The 15,208-nt window shown below is 72.9% G+C and carries 11 protein-coding genes and 2 pseudogenes; 11 read left to right on the forward strand and 2 right to left on the reverse strand.

Features of this window, described 5'->3' with window-relative positions; translation table 11 throughout:
• The first annotated feature begins 164 nt into the window (after positions 1–164).
• The 6 genes from JD77_RS16185 to JD77_RS16210 all read left to right on the forward strand — a co-directional run bounded on the left by JD77_RS16185 (position 165) and on the right by JD77_RS16210 (position 7,359).
• Complete coding sequence (locus JD77_RS16185) at positions 165–1,691, forward strand: ABC transporter ATP-binding protein (RefSeq protein WP_342799688.1); 1,527 nt, start codon at positions 165–167, stop codon at positions 1,689–1,691.
• A gap of 73 nt (positions 1,692–1,764) precedes the next feature.
• On the forward strand, positions 1,765–3,096 hold the full coding sequence (locus JD77_RS16190; RefSeq protein ID WP_145775144.1) for an ABC transporter permease: 1,332 nt from the start codon (positions 1,765–1,767) through the stop codon (positions 3,094–3,096).
• Between the two features lie 4 nt (positions 3,097–3,100).
• Positions 3,101–4,381 (forward strand): ABC transporter permease, encoded by a 1,281-nt coding sequence (locus JD77_RS16195; RefSeq protein ID WP_145775145.1) that lies wholly within the window; start codon positions 3,101–3,103, stop codon positions 4,379–4,381.
• Positions 4,382–4,396: 15 nt separating this feature from the next.
• On the forward strand, positions 4,397–5,104 hold the full coding sequence (locus tag JD77_RS16200; protein ID WP_145775146.1) for a cytidine deaminase: 708 nt from the start codon (positions 4,397–4,399) through the stop codon (positions 5,102–5,104).
• A gap of 181 nt (positions 5,105–5,285) precedes the next feature.
• Positions 5,286–6,566 (forward strand): thymidine phosphorylase, encoded by a 1,281-nt coding sequence (locus JD77_RS16205; protein WP_145775147.1) that lies wholly within the window; start codon positions 5,286–5,288, stop codon positions 6,564–6,566.
• A gap of 106 nt (positions 6,567–6,672) precedes the next feature.
• Positions 6,673–7,359: a DUF4272 domain-containing protein gene (locus JD77_RS16210; RefSeq protein ID WP_211372582.1), complete on the forward strand. Its 687-nt coding sequence runs from the start codon at positions 6,673–6,675 to the stop codon at positions 7,357–7,359.
• A 19-nt stretch (positions 7,360–7,378) separates the two neighbouring features.
• Here the strand turns inward: JD77_RS16210 and JD77_RS16215 are convergent.
• Positions 7,379–8,310 (reverse strand): annotated as a pseudogene (locus tag JD77_RS16215) (putative RNA methyltransferase).
• A 93-nt stretch (positions 8,311–8,403) separates the two neighbouring features.
• Between JD77_RS16215 and JD77_RS16220 the strand changes: the two are divergent.
• The gene (locus JD77_RS16220; protein ID WP_145775149.1) at positions 8,404–9,480 is read left to right on the forward strand and encodes an adenosine deaminase; all 1,077 of its coding nucleotides are present in this window, start codon (positions 8,404–8,406) and stop codon (positions 9,478–9,480) included.
• On the opposite strand, the gene JD77_RS16225 is transcribed toward JD77_RS16220, so the two are convergent.
• Positions 9,481–9,936, reverse strand: a complete 456-nt coding sequence (locus tag JD77_RS16225) for a uridine kinase family protein (RefSeq protein ID WP_246140697.1) — start codon at positions 9,934–9,936, stop codon at positions 9,481–9,483.
• Between the two features lie 193 nt (positions 9,937–10,129).
• On the opposite strand from JD77_RS16225, the pseudogene JD77_RS16230 reads away from it, so the two are divergent.
• From JD77_RS16230 to JD77_RS16245, 4 genes and pseudogenes are all read left to right on the forward strand, one after another.
• Positions 10,130–13,656: pseudogene (locus tag JD77_RS16230) on the forward strand (sensor histidine kinase).
• Positions 13,653–14,057 (forward strand): roadblock/LC7 domain-containing protein, encoded by a 405-nt coding sequence (locus JD77_RS16235; RefSeq protein ID WP_145775150.1) that lies wholly within the window; start codon positions 13,653–13,655, stop codon positions 14,055–14,057. The pseudogene JD77_RS16230 and the gene JD77_RS16235 overlap by 4 nt, the downstream one beginning before the upstream one ends.
• Before the next feature lie 100 nt (positions 14,058–14,157).
• Positions 14,158–14,535: a DUF742 domain-containing protein gene (locus JD77_RS16240; RefSeq protein WP_145775151.1), complete on the forward strand. Its 378-nt coding sequence runs from the start codon at positions 14,158–14,160 to the stop codon at positions 14,533–14,535.
• 1 nt (position 14,536) lies between these two features.
• Positions 14,537–15,130, forward strand: a complete 594-nt coding sequence (locus tag JD77_RS16245; protein ID WP_145775152.1) for a GTP-binding protein — start codon at positions 14,537–14,539, stop codon at positions 15,128–15,130.
• Positions 15,131–15,208 lie beyond the last annotated feature (78 nt).

The raw sequence follows: 15,208 nt of genomic DNA on the forward strand, positions 1-15,208 counted from the left end.
CGCGGCGCCGGGGCGGCCGGTCCGCGCTCCATTCCGCCCGGCCCGGCCCGGTGACCGGCTGACAGCGGCCCCGCCCCTCATCGCTCGCACTCCCGGAGGTTGCGCTGAGACTCGAACTGCGCGGCATCACCAAGCGGTTCGGTGATCTGGTCGCCAACGACCACATCGACCTGACGGTGGAGCCTGGAGAGATTCACGCCCTGCTCGGCGAGAACGGCGCCGGCAAGTCGACCCTGATGAACGTCCTCTACGGCCTCTACCAGCCTGACGAGGGCGAGATCCTGGTCGACGGGAAGCCGCTGAAGCTGAGGGGCCCGTCGGACGCGATCGCGGCCGGGATCGGCATGGTGCACCAGCACTTCATGCTGGTGCCGGTCTTCACCGTCGCCGAGAACATCATGCTCGGCGCCGAGCAGGTCCGGGGTGGCCTCGCCGGCTTCCTCGACCGGCGGCGTGCGCGGCGCGAGGTCGCCGAGGTCTCCGAGCGGTACAACCTCCGGGTGGACCCGGACGCCGTGGTCGAGGACCTGCCGGTCGGCATCCAGCAGCGGGTCGAGATCGTCAAGGCCCTCACCCGCGACGTCGACCTGCTCATCCTCGACGAGCCGACCGCCGTGCTCACCCCGCAGGAGACCGAGGAACTGCTCGCCGTCATGCGGTCGCTGAAGGCCGCCGGCAAGTCGATCGTCTTCATCACCCACAAGCTCGGCGAGGTCAAGGCGATCGCCGACCGGATCACCGTGATCCGGCGCGGCAAGACCGTCGGGACCGCCTCGCCGGCCGCCAGCCGCGACGAGCTGGCGGCGCTGATGGTCGGCCGCAGCGTCCGGCTGACCGTGGACAAGAAGCCGGCCACCCCGGGCAAGCCGATCCTGGAGGTCGCCGGCCTGGTCGTGGACGACGACCGGCAGATCCGGGCCGTGGACGGCGTCGACCTCACCGTGCGCGCGGGCGAGGTGCTCGGCATCGCCGGCGTGCAGGGCAACGGCCAGACCGAGCTGATCGAGGCGATCATGGGTTTGCGGCCCGTCCTCGCCGGCACGGTCACCCTCGACGGCGAGGCCGTGCAGGGCTGGTCGACCAAGAAGGTGCTCCGCGCCGGGGTCGGCTACGTCCCCGAGGACCGCAGCGTCGACGGCCTGGTCAAGGAGTTCACCGTCGCCGAGAACCTGGTGCTGGACATCTACGACCGGCCGCCGTTCGGCAGTGGGCTGTCCCTCAAGCCGGACGCGATCGCGAGGTCGGCCAGGGAACGGATCGAGCAGTTCGACGTCCGCACCCCGTCGGCCGAGGTGCCGGTGGGCACGCTCTCCGGCGGCAACCAGCAGAAGGTGATCGTGGCCCGGGAACTGTCCCGGCCGCTCAAGCTCTTCATCGCCGCCCAGCCGACCCGCGGGGTCGACGTCGGCTCCATCGAGTTCATTCACGGCCGGGTCATCCACGAGCGGGACGTCGGCACCGCCGTCGTGGTCGTCTCCAGCGAGTTGGACGAGGTGATCGGCCTGGCCGACCGGGTCGCGGTGATGTACCGCGGCCGGATCATCGGCATCGTCGGCCCGGACACCCCCCGCGAGGAGATCGGCCTGCTGATGGCCGGCATCACCCCGGACGCGACCGCCGGCGCCACCGACCCGGCCGCCGTCGCGGCGACCCCGGCCCCCGAGGGCCCCGGTAGCGAGGACAAGGCATGAGCGAGCGCCAGCGAGCGAGTCAGCAGTACAGCGCGGTGCCCCGTGTCGGCGCCGAGCGGAGCGGGGTGGCGGCATGACCAACCCCAACCCGGCGTCGGTGTCCCCCGACAAGCAGCCGGCGACCGAGGAGCAGGCGGCGCGGACGGCGGTCGACAGCACCGACCGGGCCGCCACGGCGACGGCCGAGAAGCGACCCGAGGCGGAGGCCAAGCCCTCGCTGGGCCGGCTGTTCCTGCACAATCTCTGGGCGGCCAACACCGTCACCGTCACCGTGCTCGCGGTGTTGCTCGCGATGCTCGTCGGTGCGGTCCTGATCATCGTCTCGGACCCGGACGTGCTGGCCACGTACGGCTACCTCACCGCCCGCCCGTCCGACGCGCTGAACTCCAGCTGGGCGGTCGTCAGCGAGGCGTACGCGAACCTGTTCAAGGGCGCGATCTTCGACCCGGAGGCGTCCGGCTGGCGGGCCGCGCTCGGCCCCATCTCCGAGACGCTGACCTACACCGCGCCGCTGGTCTTCACCGGTCTGTCGGTCGCGCTGGCCTTCCGCGGCGGCCTGTTCAACATCGGCGCCCAGGGACAGGCCACCATCGGCGTCATCCTCGCCGCGCTGGCCGGCTTCCTGCTGCCGCTGCCCCCGGTGCTGCACCTGCTCGTCGCGCTGCTCGCGGGCGCGGTCGGCGGTGCGCTCTGGGGCTTCGTCCCGGGCATCCTCAAGGCGCGCACCGGCGCCCACGAGGTGATCAACACGATCATGCTGAACTACGTCGCGGTCTACTTCCTGACCTGGATCATCATTCAGGACGGCGTGCAGGATCCCACCCGGGCCGACGCCATCAGCAAGCCCGTCGACGCCTCCGCCCAGCTGCCCCGGCTGCTCGGCGACAACCTGCGGGTGCACGCCGGCATCCTGCTGGCCGTGCTGGCCACCTGGTTCGTCGCCTGGCTGCTCAACCGCTCCACGCTCGGCTTCGAGCTGCGCGCCGTGGGCGCCAACCCCGACGCCGCCCGCACCGCCGGGATCAGCGTCTCCAAGGCGTACGTGCTGATGATGGCGATCGCCGGCCTGCTCGGCGGCCTCGGCGGCAGCCAGATGGTGCTCGGCTCGACGGCCGACGCGCTGACCCCGCAGGTGGTTGCCCAGATCGGCTTCGACGGCATCCTGGTCGCCCTCCTCGGGCGGGTGAAGCCGTGGGGCGTGCTGCTGGCCGCCCTGCTGTTCGGCGCGCTCCAGGCGGGCGGCAACCGGATGCAGTCGTACTCGGGGATCTCCCTGGAGCTGGTCACCGTGCTCCAGGCGCTGATCGTCATCTTCATCGCCGCGCCGGCCCTGGTGAAGGCGATCTTCCAGCTCCGGGCCGCCCGCGCCGCCCGGTTGCAGACGAGCCTGGCGAAGGGCTGGTAAGGCGATGACCACCACCGCTGTTCCCGAGGTCGCCGTCGCCGCGGTCGACGAGGGCTTCTGGACCCGCACCCGGAAGATCGGGGCGGTGCTGCTCGGGCTGGGCGTGCTCGCCGCCGTCCTGTTCGGCGCCCTGGCGACCGACCAGCAGGCCCGGTTCACCCTCAGCGAGACCGACGGCGGCGCGGCCCTGGAGATCAACGGCACCGTCGGCGCGATCCTGTTCGGGGTCGTCGCCGCGGCGGCCGGCGCCGCCCTGCTGGCCGAGGTGCCGAAGCGCTGGTTCACCGTGCTGCTCGGCGTCGGGCTGGTCGCGTTCGTGCTGTCGTTCCTGTGCTGGCAGATCTCGGCCGCGCCGGCCGGGCGCAACTTCATGCCCATGGTCAACATGGTGCGGGCCACCTTCGTGCTGGCCCTGCCGCTGATCTTCGGCGCGCTGGCGGGCGTGCTGTGCGAGCGCTCCGGCGTGGTCAACGTGGCGATCGAGGGCCAGCTGCTGATGGGCGCGTTCAGCGGGGCGCTGTTCGGCAGCCTCTCCGGCAACGTCTGGGTCGGCCTGGTCGCCGCCGCGATCGGCGGTGCGTTCATCTCGCTGCTGCTGGCCGTCTTCGCCATCCGCTACCTGGTCGACCAGGTCGTCATGGGCATCGTGCTGAACCTGCTCGCGGTCGGCGTCACCGGCTTCCTCTACGAACGGCTGATGCAGCCCGAGGCGGACAGGTACAACTCCGCACCCCGGTTCAGCAACTGGGAGATCCCGCTGCTCAAGGACATCCCGGTGCTCGGGCCGGCGCTGTTCCGCAGCAACATCTTCCTCTACCTCGGCCTGCTGCTGGTGCTCGTGATCCACATCGCGCTGTTCCGCACCCGGTGGGGGCTGCGCACCCGGGCGGTCGGCGAGCACCCCACCGCCGCCGACACCCTGGGCGTACGGGTGCTCGGGCTGCGCTACCGCAACGTCCTGCTCGCCGGAGTGGTGGCCGGGATCGGCGGCGCGTCGTACACCCTCGCGCTGTACTCGTTCACCAAGAACATGATCGGCGGCAAGGGCTTCATCGCCCTGGCCGCGCTGATCTTCGGCCGGTGGAGCCCGACGGGTGCCCTGCTCGCCGCGCTGTTCTTCGGCTTCGCCGACCAGCTCGCCACGTACCTCGGCGCGATCGGCAGCAACATTCCGAGCCAGTTCCTGGCCATGCTGCCGTACCTGGCGACCATCCTGGCGGTGGCGGGTCTGGTCGGCAGGGTCCGGGCACCGGCCGCCGACGGCAAGCCGTACATCAAGGGCTGACGGGGGTATCGCGCGATGGAGATCGACTGGGAGCGGCTGCGGGCCGCGGCCACCGAGGTGATGCGGCACGCGTACGTGCCGTACTCGAAGTTTCCGGTCGGGGCGGCCGCCCTGGTCGACGACGGCCGGATCGTGACCGGCTGCAACGTCGAGAACGCCGCGTACGGGGTAGTGCTCTGCGCCGAGTGCGGCGTGGTCTCCGCGCTGCACGCCAGCGGCGGCGGCCGGCTCCTCGCGCTCTCCTGCGTCGACGCCACCGGCGAGCCGCTGATGCCCTGCGGCCGCTGCCGGCAGCTGCTCTGGGAGCACGGCGGCCCGCAGTGCCTGGTCGAGGCCAAGGGCGGCCCGCTCGCCATGACGGAGCTGCTGCCGCACGCCTTCGACGTGACCGATCTGGAGGCCGTCACCAGCGAGCAGCCGGTTCCCGTCGTGCCGGACCGGCTGGCCGCCTGGCGGGGGCGGGGCACGGTGTTCGTGCACCCCGATCTCTCCGCCGGGCAGCAGGTCTGGACGGCGTACTGGGAGCGGTCGGCGGGGGACACCGAGGGCGCCGAGACCGGGGTGCTGGAGGAGGGCCCGAGCTGGGGCGACCCGGCCGACGCGATCGCCTGGGGCTACGCCCGTACCCCCCGGGTGGTGGTGGTCGACGCCTCGGGCACCATCTTCTGGGCCGGCGAGGGGGAGCCGCCGTTGGAGATCCCGATCCGCTGGTCGGCCTCTTGAGCTTGGGGGCCGGGGCCGGGGCCGACCGCGCCCGGCTCGCGGGTGGCTGAGCTTGGGGATCGGGCTGACCACGCCCGGCTCCCGGCGGTCAGGCTTGATCCCTCCGCCGGGCGCGGTCGGCCCGATCCCGTCGTGGTCGCGGTCCGCCGTTCGGTTCAGCAACGACTGAAGAGGAATATCTGTGAGTGCTTTCACGGCGGTTGACGTCATCCGGACGAAGCGGGACGGGGGCGTGCTCAGCGACGGGCAGATCGACTGGGTGGTCGACGCGTACACCCGGGGGCTGGTCGCCGACGAGCAGATGTCGGCGCTGGCCATGGCGATCCTGTTGCGCGGGATGAGCGCGCCGGAGATCGCCCGCTGGACCGCCGCGATGATCGCCAGCGGGGAGCGCCTCGACCTGTCCGCAGTGGACTGGCCGACCGTCGACAAGCACTCCACGGGCGGTGTCGGCGACAAGATCACTCTGCCGCTCACCCCGCTGGTGGCGGCCTGCGGCGGCGCCGTGCCGCAGCTGTCCGGGCGCGGCCTCGGCCACACCGGCGGCACCCTGGACAAGCTGGAGTCCATCCCGGGCTGGCGGGCGGCGCTGAGCAACGACGAGTTCATCCGCCAGCTGCGCGAGGTGGGCGGCGTGGTCTGCGCGGCGGGCGCGGGCCTCGCCCCGGCCGACCGGAAGCTGTACGCGCTGCGCGACGTCACCGGCACCGTCGAGGCGATCCCGCTGATCGCGAGCTCGATCATGAGCAAGAAGATCGCCGAGGGCACGGGTGCCCTGGTGCTCGACGTGAAGGTCGGCTCCGGCGCGTTCATGAAGTCCGTGGACGACGCCCGCGAGCTGGCCCGGACCATGGTCGAGCTGGGCGGGGCGCACGGCGTGCGTACCGTCGCCCTGCTCACCGACATGTCGACCCCGCTCGGCCTGGCCGTCGGCAACGCGGTCGAGGTGACCGAGTCGGTGGAGGTGCTCGCCGGCGGCGGTCCCGCCGACGTGGTGGAGCTGACCCTGGCCCTGGCCCGGGAGATGCTCGACGCGGCCGGGCTGCCGGACGCCGACCCGGAGGGCGCGCTGCGGGACGGCCGGGCGATGGACGTCTGGCGGGCGATGATCCGGGCGCAGGGCGGCGACCCGGACGCCCCGATGCCCACCGCGAACGAGGTCGAGGTGGTCCGGGCCGACGCGGACGGCTTCGTCGAGTCCGTCGACGCGTACGCGATCGGGGTGGCCGCCTGGCGGCTCGGCGCCGGTCGGGCCCGCAAGGAGGACCCGGTGAGCTTCCCGTCCGGAGTGGTGCTGCACAAGCGCCCCGGGGACCCGGTACGCGCCGGCGAGCCCCTGTACGAGCTGCGGGCGGAACACGCGGCCCGGATCCCGGCGGCGCTGGCGGAGGCGGCCCGGGCGGTGCGGATCTCGGCGACCGCCCCGGCGGTGTCGCCACTGGTCATCGAGCGGATCGGCTGAGCCGGCCGGAGTCGCGGGTGCCCATGGTGCGCGCGCCGCTTCGACCCGCTATTGTCGCAGCCCAAGGGGGAATGAGCGGCGCTGAGCCGAGGCGACTGACAGGGATATGAGCGTGCGCGTTTCCGCCCCCGACCCGCGAGAGGTTCGCGAGGCCAGTCTGGACGAGTTGTCCCGGCTGGGACTGCCCCTCCCACCGAGCCAGTTCCCCCTGGTGTGGGAGCCGGGCGACGAGGTCGAGCTGCGGCCGACCGCCGACATCGAGGCGCGGATCGCGGTGCTGCACCTGATCCTGGCCCGCTGCTTCGGCATGCCGCCGCAGGCGGCGATGAGCTGGCTGCTCGGCTCGCGCCTGGTCGACGCGGTCACCCCACCCGAGTGGCAGTACGTGACGGGCGGCCGGGGCGACCACCGCTCGTTCGTGCTGCACCACGACGCGCTCTTCGCGCTGGCCTGGGTGCTCGGCCTGACAAAGCAGCTCGACCCGATGTTGCCGGTGGACGACCGGCTGGTGGAGCGGCTGCCGCAGATCGCCGCGGGGGAGACCTTCCAGCAGTGGCGCGCCCGCATCCTCGCCGCGCCCCAGCACCCGGTCGACGCGGCGGCCCTGCTCGACCTGCACTACTGCCTCGACTGGGCGTACCTGGAGCTGGAGAAGGGCGGGCGCAGCCTGCCCGGCCTGGTCGACGCGAACGCGATCGGCCAGCGCCGGTGGGCGCTGGAGTGGGCGGTGGTCCTGCGCGGGCCGTACCACGAAGAGCCGCCGGGTTGGGAAGAGGTCGACCTGTCCACCTGAGCGGCGGGCCGGAGGCCGCTCAGCGGGGGTGGTGCGTGCCGAGCCGGACCGCGAGGGTCACCCCGATCGGCTCGGCCAACGCCGCGATTCGGGCGGCGAGCACGGCCGGGTCGGCATGCCAGGCGCTCGGGCCCATCCCGACCAGCGTCGCGACCTCCGGCCGGGTCAGCTCCAGCCGGGAGCGCAGCACCGTCGTGGCGGTCGGGTCGAAGTGCTCGGCCAGGCTGCCGGCCACCCGGTCGGCCTTGTCCGGGTCGACGCGGAGCAGGTCGAGCGCGTCGACCAGCTCAGTGAGGTGGTCCTCGGCCGGGGTGACCACCAGCAGCGTGCCGGCCGGGTGCAGCACCCGGCGGAACTCCGCGCCGTTGCGCGGGGCGAAGACGTCGAGCAGCACGGCCGCGGACGCGTCGGCCAGCGGCAGCCGCCGCCAGGTGTCGGCGAGCGCCGCCGCCGCCCGCGGATGGGCCCGGGCGGCCCGGCGCAGCGCCGGCTTGGACACGTCCAGGGCCAGGCCCACGGCGTCCGGCAGCGCCGCCAGCACCGCAGCGAGGTGCCGCCCGGTGCCCGCGCCGGCGTCCACGACCAGTGGGTACGCCCCGACGGGCCGGTCGGCGCCCGCGTCGTCCCCGGCCCCGGGGCGCGCCGCCGCGTCGCCGTCCACCGGGCCGGCGGCGGCCAGTCGACGTGCCGCGGCGGTCGCCGCGTCGGCCAGGGCCACGGAGACGAGGTCGTAGTGGCCGGCGGCCAGGAAGTCCGCGCGCGCGGCCACCATCTCGGCGGTGTCGCCGACGTGCGGGCGCGGCCGGCGAGCAGGTTGACGTACCCCTGGCGGGCCACGTCGAAGCTGTGCCGGCGGCGGCAGCGCAGCGCCCGGGCGGTCCCGGCGGTGGTCTCGGCGAGCGGTTCGGCGCAGACCGGGCAGCGCAGCCGGTGCACGACGCGGGGATCCATCACCGGCGTCACCGTACCGGCCGACCCGTCACGCGCCGACGACGCCACGGCCGGCGTCCGTGACCGCGCGGTGCGGCGGACTAGTGTCTGGGGATGGTCGCAATCTCATCCGAGGACATCGTCAAGGCCCCGAAGGCACTGCTGCACGACCACCTCGACGGCGGCCTGCGGCCGGCGACGGTCGTCGAGCTGGCCGCCGAGGCCGGCCACGAGCTGCCCACCGGCGACGCGGAGGCGCTCGGCCGCTGGTTCGTCGAGGCGGCGAACTCGGGCTCGCTGGAGCGCTACCTGGAGACGTTCGCGCACACGGTGGGGGTCATGCAGACCGCGTCCGCGCTGCGCCGGGTGGCCCGCGAGTGCGCGCTCGACCTGGCCGCCGACGGCGTGGTGTACGCCGAGGTGCGGTTCGCCCCGGAGCAGCACCTGGAGCGCGACCTGACGCTGGACGAGGTGGTCGAGGCGGTCGTCGCCGGGTTCGCCGAGGGCGCCGCGCTCGCCGCCGAGGCCGGCACCCCGATCCGGGTCGGCACCCTGCTCACCGCGATGCGGCACGCCGCGCGGTCGCAGGAGATCGCCGAGCTGGCGGTGCGGCACCGGGACGCGGGAGTGGTCGGCTTCGACATCGCCGGTGCGGAGGCCGGCTTCCCGCCCACCCGGCACCTGGACGCCTTCGAGTACCTCCAGCGGGAGAACTTCCACTTCACGATCCACGCCGGCGAGGCGTTCGGGCTGCCGTCGATCTGGCAGGCCATCCAGTGGTGCGGCGCCGACCGGCTCGGCCACGGGGTGCGCATCGTCGATGACATCACCCCCGGCGCGCAGCCGGTGCTCGGCCGGCTCGCCGCGTACGTGCGGGACAAGCGGATCCCGCTGGAGCTCTGCCCGTCGTCCAATGTGCAGACCGGCGCCGCCCCGTCCATCGCCGAGCACCCCATCGGGCTGCTGCGCGACCTCCGGTTCCGGGCGACCGTGAACACGGACAACCGGCTGATGAGCGGCACCTCCATGTCCCGGGAGATGGCGCTGTTGGTGGAGGCCTTCGGCTACGGCTGGAAGGAACTGCAGTGGTTCACCATCAACGCGATGAAGAGCGCCTTCATCCCGTTCGACGAGCGGCTGCAGATCATCGACGAGGTGATCAAGCCGGCGTACGCCAAGCTGCTCGGCTGATCAGGGGCGTCGCTGTTCGGCCAGGTCGCGGGCGAGCCGCCGCAGGAACGTGGCGTGGCGTGGGCGGCGCAGCGCGTACGCACCCGCGAGCACGCCCCGGCGCCGGCACTCCTCCACGATCTCCGCGGCGAAGATTCCCTCGGCGACGAAAAGTGGCGATCCGGCCACGTCGAATGGCCGGGTGGTCACCCGGCGGTCCGCGCCGATCGCGTAAACCGGCACTTCGGCCTTGCCGTCCCTGGCCAGTCGGGCAATCGATTCCACGGCCGTCTCGGCGTCCCACGACTGCGGAGAGTCCCAGTCGACCATGCCGTCGCGGCGCGGCAACGAAGGGTCGTCGCCGTCCTTGTAGAAGTCGTCGAGGCAGAGAACGGGCAGGCCGGTCCGCTGGGCGAGGTACGACTTACCGGAGCCGGAGGGGCCGGCGAGGAGGACGACGAGATGCGGGTGATCCATTACTGTCAGCGACTCCGGCCAGACTGATTGCGAGCAAATTGCATCAACATCTCATCACACCGTCCGTGACGGTCAGCCTGGGCTTTCTCTTTGCATGGCGGCGTGATGGAATCTCGGAGGTCCGACCCGTGGGGTCGGCCGCTGAGCGTTGCCCGGGGCAACGCGCGGACGCTGAGATCGCGAGGGCGGTGACGTGAGCAAACGGCCGAAGACGGCGGGCTCCTTCCTGTCGCGACTGCGTCGGCCGGCGGGCCGGCTCCGCGACATGCCGATCTGGTCGAAGCTCGGTCTCATCATGATCGTGCCGACCATCGCCACGGTCGTGGTGGGCACCAGCGGTCTCGTGGACAACCTCAACACGCTCGGTGACGCCGACCGCTCCGGCGGCCTGGCCAGCCTCGTCGACTACTCCGGTGATCTGGTCAACAGCCTCCAGGACGAGCGCACCTCGGCCGTGCTGCTGCTGGGCTCTTCCGCCGGGCAGGCCCGCGAGCAGTACCAGGAGGCGTACAACCGGGTGAACACCCGGGTCGACCAGGACAAGGCGCCCTACCTGCGGCAACGCGCCGAGCTCGACCGCCTCCCGGGCAGCCTGGAGAGCCTGCTCGACGGGATCGACCAGAACCTGACGGACCTGCCCGGCACGCGCAGCCAGGTCTTCAACGGCAAGCTGAAGATCATCGACGCGATGCAGGCGTACGAGGGCCTGATCAACGACCTGCTCGCGGTCCGCGACTCCGCCACCCAGCTCGCCGGTGACAACGACCTGAGCGACCGGATGCGGGCCGCCGCCGCCGTGGCCCGGGAGAAGGAATACCTCTCGGTCCGCCGGGTCGTGGTACACCGGGCGCTGATCCAGCGCGAGCTGACCCCGGTCCTGCGCACCGACTACATCGCCAGCGGCACCGGCCAGCAGCAGGCCCTGCAGAGCTTCAAGGCAGTCGCCAACGAGGCCGAGGCGGACCTGCACGACCAGACGGTGGCCGGCGGCGACCGGCGCGAGGCCCAGAACTACACCGGCTGGATCGACGGCAACATCGACGGCAGCATGGCCAACGCCCCGTTCGGCCCGGACCAGTGGGACGCGGCCATGGTGGCCAACGCCAAGCTGATCCGTACGGTCGAGGCCAAGCTGGACGGCGACGTGGTCCGCCAGGCCGACCGGATCCGCTCCGACGTGCAGACGACGGTGTTCCTCCAGACCGGCCTGCTGCTCAGCATGCTGCTGCTGGCGATCCTGTTCGCGTACCTGGTCGCCCGGTCCATGGCCCGCTCGCTGCGCGACCTGCGCGAGGGCGCGTTCAACATCGCCCAGTACGGCCTGCCGCAGGCCGTCGCCCGGCTGCGCGACCCGCAGGTCTCCAACCAGCCTTCCCCGGTCCAGTTGGCCAACCAGATCGCCGAGCCGCTGCCGGTGCGCAGCAGGGACGAGTTCGGCCAGGTGACCGAGGCGTTCAACGCGGTCCACCTGGAGGCGGTACGGACGGCGGCCGAGCAGGCCGCGCTGCGCGCCTCCGTCGCGACCATGTTCGTCAACCTGGCCCGCCGTTCGCAGATCCTGGTCGACCGGCTGATCGGCCACCTCGACCGGCTGGAGCGCGGCGAGGAGGATCCGGACCGGCTGGCCGAGCTGTTCCAGCTCGACCACCTGGCGACCCGGATGCGCCGCAACGACGAGAACCTGCTGGTCCTCGCCGGTGCCGACTCGACCCGCGTGCAGCGTGAGCCGGCGGCGCTGCTCGACGTGCTCCGGGCCGCCCAGTCCGAGGTCGAGCACTACACCCGGATCGAGTTCGGCGTGATCGACCGGGACATCGAGGTCGCCGCGCACGCGGTCAACGACCTGGTCCACCTGGTCGCCGAGCTGTTCGACAACGCCACGGCCTTCTCCCCGCCCGACTCCCAGGTCATGGTGGAGGCCCGGCGGGTCGGCGACCGCGCCTCGCTCTACGTGGAGGACCGGGGCATCGGCATCAGCGCCGAGCAACTGGCGGAGCTCAACGAGCGCCTGGCCACGCCGCCGCAGGTGGACGTCGCCGTCTCCCGGATGATGGGTCTGGTCGTGGTCGCCCGGCTGGCGTCCCGGCACGGCGTGAAGGTCGAGCTGCGCCCCGGCACCGACCGGGGCATCGTCGCCGAAGTGACGCTGCCCACCGCCGTGCTGGTGCCCCGGGCGCTGTCCGGCCGGGTTCAGCAGGCGGCGGCGCTGCCCGCGTCCGGCCCGCAGCCCGGCGGGGCCCCGACCCTGGGCGCGTTCGCGGCCTTCGGCAACAGCTCGACGTCCCGGCCCGGACACTCCGGTAACCAGGTCACCCTGGGCGGCCGGGCGTTCGACCCGGCCCCGCGCAACGGCCACGGCTCGCTCGCCTCGGCCGGCTCCGCGCCGTCGCTGCCGGCCTGGTCCGACCTGACGGGGGCCACCGGCGGCGACGCGTACGCCCCGCGGCCCGATCACGGCCAGCCGGGCGACCCGCTGCCGCAGCGGCGTGGCGGCGGCGACCCGGGCACGCAGCCGGTCATCCCGCGGCAGCTGCCCAGCAGCCCGGAGACCCGGGGCTGGGCGTCGCCGCCGGTCTCCGCGCCACCGTTGCCGCCGGTCTCCGGCATCCCGGTCTCCGCCTCCCCGGTCTCGGGCCAGCCCGTCTCCGGTCACCCGGTTTCGGCCCAGCCGTACTCGGGTCAGCCGTACTCCGCGCAGCCGTACTCGGACCAGCCGTACTCCGCGCAGCCGTACTCGGCTCAGGCGTATTCCGCGCAGCCCGTCTCGGCTCAGCCGTACCCGGCTCAGCCGTACCCGGCTCAGCCGTACCCGGCTCAGCCGGGCTCGGCGGCACCGGTCTCCGGCCAGCCGCTGCCCACCCGGCCGGCGTCGTCGGCCCAGCCGCCGCCGGCATGGCCGCCGGTGGCCGCGCCGGAGCGGGAGCCGGCCACCCCGCCGGTGCCCGAGCGCCTCGCCGCCGCCCTGGACATGACCACCGAGTTGCCGCGTGTGCCGCGTACCGACGTGTCGGCCGCGCCGGCACCGGTCGCCCCACCCGCGCCGACCCGGCCCGCGCCCCGAAGGCGCAGCAGCCCCCGCAGCGGTACGCGGACGAGACGATGGAGCTGCCGATCTTCCGGGAGCTCGAGTCGGCCTGGTTCCGCACCCGCCGACCGGCCCCCGACGAGGCGGCCGGCACCCCGCAGGCCCCGGCGCCGAACGCGGCGGCGACCCAGCAGTTCTCCGCGGTCGACGCCACCGGGCGGGCCGTACAGACACCAGCACCCGGCACGACAGGTAACGCACCGATGGCAGAAACACCGACAGCCGGAGGAATCTCCGGCGACGACGGGCCCCACCCCGGGCAGGCCGAGGCCATGGCCGGCCGGCGGTCCCCGCAGCGACCCGGCTGGGAGACCGCGGCCGACGACGGGTGGCGGGCCGCCTCGGCGGCGACCGAGGTGCCCGTGGCGGAGACCACCCGCAAGGGCCTGCCGAAGCGGGTGCCGATGGCCCAGCTCGTGCCGGGCGGTATCGAGAAGCCGACCAGGTCGGTCCAGCGTCGTACGCCGGAGGCCGTCCGCGGTCTGCTCTCCGCATACCATCGAGGCGTGCAGCGTGGGCGCAGTCAGCCCGACGGCAACCCGACCAACCCGGAGGCGACTCCGGGAGGGCAGCAATCCTCGCAGTCTGGCTCAGGGCCGGTGGCCGGGAGCGGGCAGAAGGAGCAACAAGGATGACAAGTACGCAGGATCTCGGTTGGCTGCTGGCCAACTTCGCCGACCGGGTGCCCGGTGTCGCGCATGCGGTCGCCGTCTCCGCGGACGGCCTGCTCCTCGCGGCGTCACGGGACCTCCCGCGGGACCGGGCCGACCAGCTTGCCGCCATCGCGTCCGGGCTGGTCAGTCTCACCCAGGGCGCGGCCCGCTGCTTCGAGGGCGGCGCGGTGCTGCAGACCGTCGTCGAGATGGACGATGGCTTCCTGTTCCTGATGTCCATCTCGGACGGCTCCTCCTTCGCCGTGCTCGCCGCCCGCAGCTGCGACGTCGGGCAGGTGGGGTACGAGATGGCCCTCCTGGTCGACCGGGTGGGCGACGCGTTGACCCCGCAGCCGCGTACGGCTGTGGGGATGATGGGCTGACCCGCGCGCTGGCCGGTGGGTCAGGCGAAGCAGCAACGACAACAACGACGGGAACCGCCGGGGTCAGCCGGTGTCGGGCACGAGGGAGGTGAGCGGCGACATGGTCGATCGTGACGAGCCGACCGGGGCGTTGGTCCGTCCGTACGCCGTCACCCGTGGTCGTACCCGACCCCGGCTGGACATCGCGCTGGAGGCGCTCGTCGAGACGACGGTGCGCGGCCGGGCCGCTGCCAGTGGCAACGGCGGCCAGGGCCGCGAGCACCAGTACATCGCCGCGTTGTGTGACGGACGCGTGCAGTCGCTCGCCGAGATCGCGGCGCGGATGCAGCTCCCACTCGGCGTGGCCCGGGTGCTCATCGCCGACATGGCGACGGACGGCCTGGTCGCGGTGCACGAGCCGACCATCCTGGACGACTCCGACGACGCGGTGGGCACTGAACTGCTGGAGAGGGTGCTGAGTGGACTTCGCAGGCTCTGACATGTCGCACCGCCTGCCCGCCCCGAGCGGGCGGGTGACGTCGGCGAAGATCGTTATCGCCGGTGGGTTCGGCGTCGGCAAGACGACGCTGGTCGGCTCGGTTTCGGAGATCACGCCGCTGACAACCGAGGCCATCATGACCTCGGCCGGCGTGGGCGTCGACGACACCCGGCAGGTGCCGGGCAAGGCGACGACCACGGTGGCCATGGACTTCGGCCGGATCACCATCGACCGGGATCTGATCCTGTACCTGTTCGGCACCCCCGGCCAGACGCGGTTCTGGTTCATGTGGGACGAACTGGTCCGGGGCGCCATCGGCGCGGTGGTGCTGGTCGACACCCGGCGGCTGGCCGACTGCTTCGCGGCCATCGACTTCTTCGAGCACCGACGGCTGCCGTACCTGGTGGCCATCAACTGCTTCGACGGGATGCAGTACCACGACCCGCAGGACGTCCGGGACGCGCTGGCGATCTCCCCGGAGATCCCGGTCGTGCCCTGCGACGCCCGCAACCGGGAGTCGACCAAGCACGTGCTGATCTCGCTGGTCGAGTACGTGCTGACCATGCGCCGCTCGCGGGCCGTCGCGCCGGCCTGAGCCGTACCGGCGGACGGGTTCCGGTGGCCTGGCAGCGAGCCGGGCCACCGGACCCGTCCGCGGGTTATCCACGCGGTG

Source organism: Micromonospora olivasterospora (assembly GCF_007830265.1).
Classification (GTDB): domain Bacteria; phylum Actinomycetota; class Actinomycetes; order Mycobacteriales; family Micromonosporaceae; genus Micromonospora; species Micromonospora olivasterospora.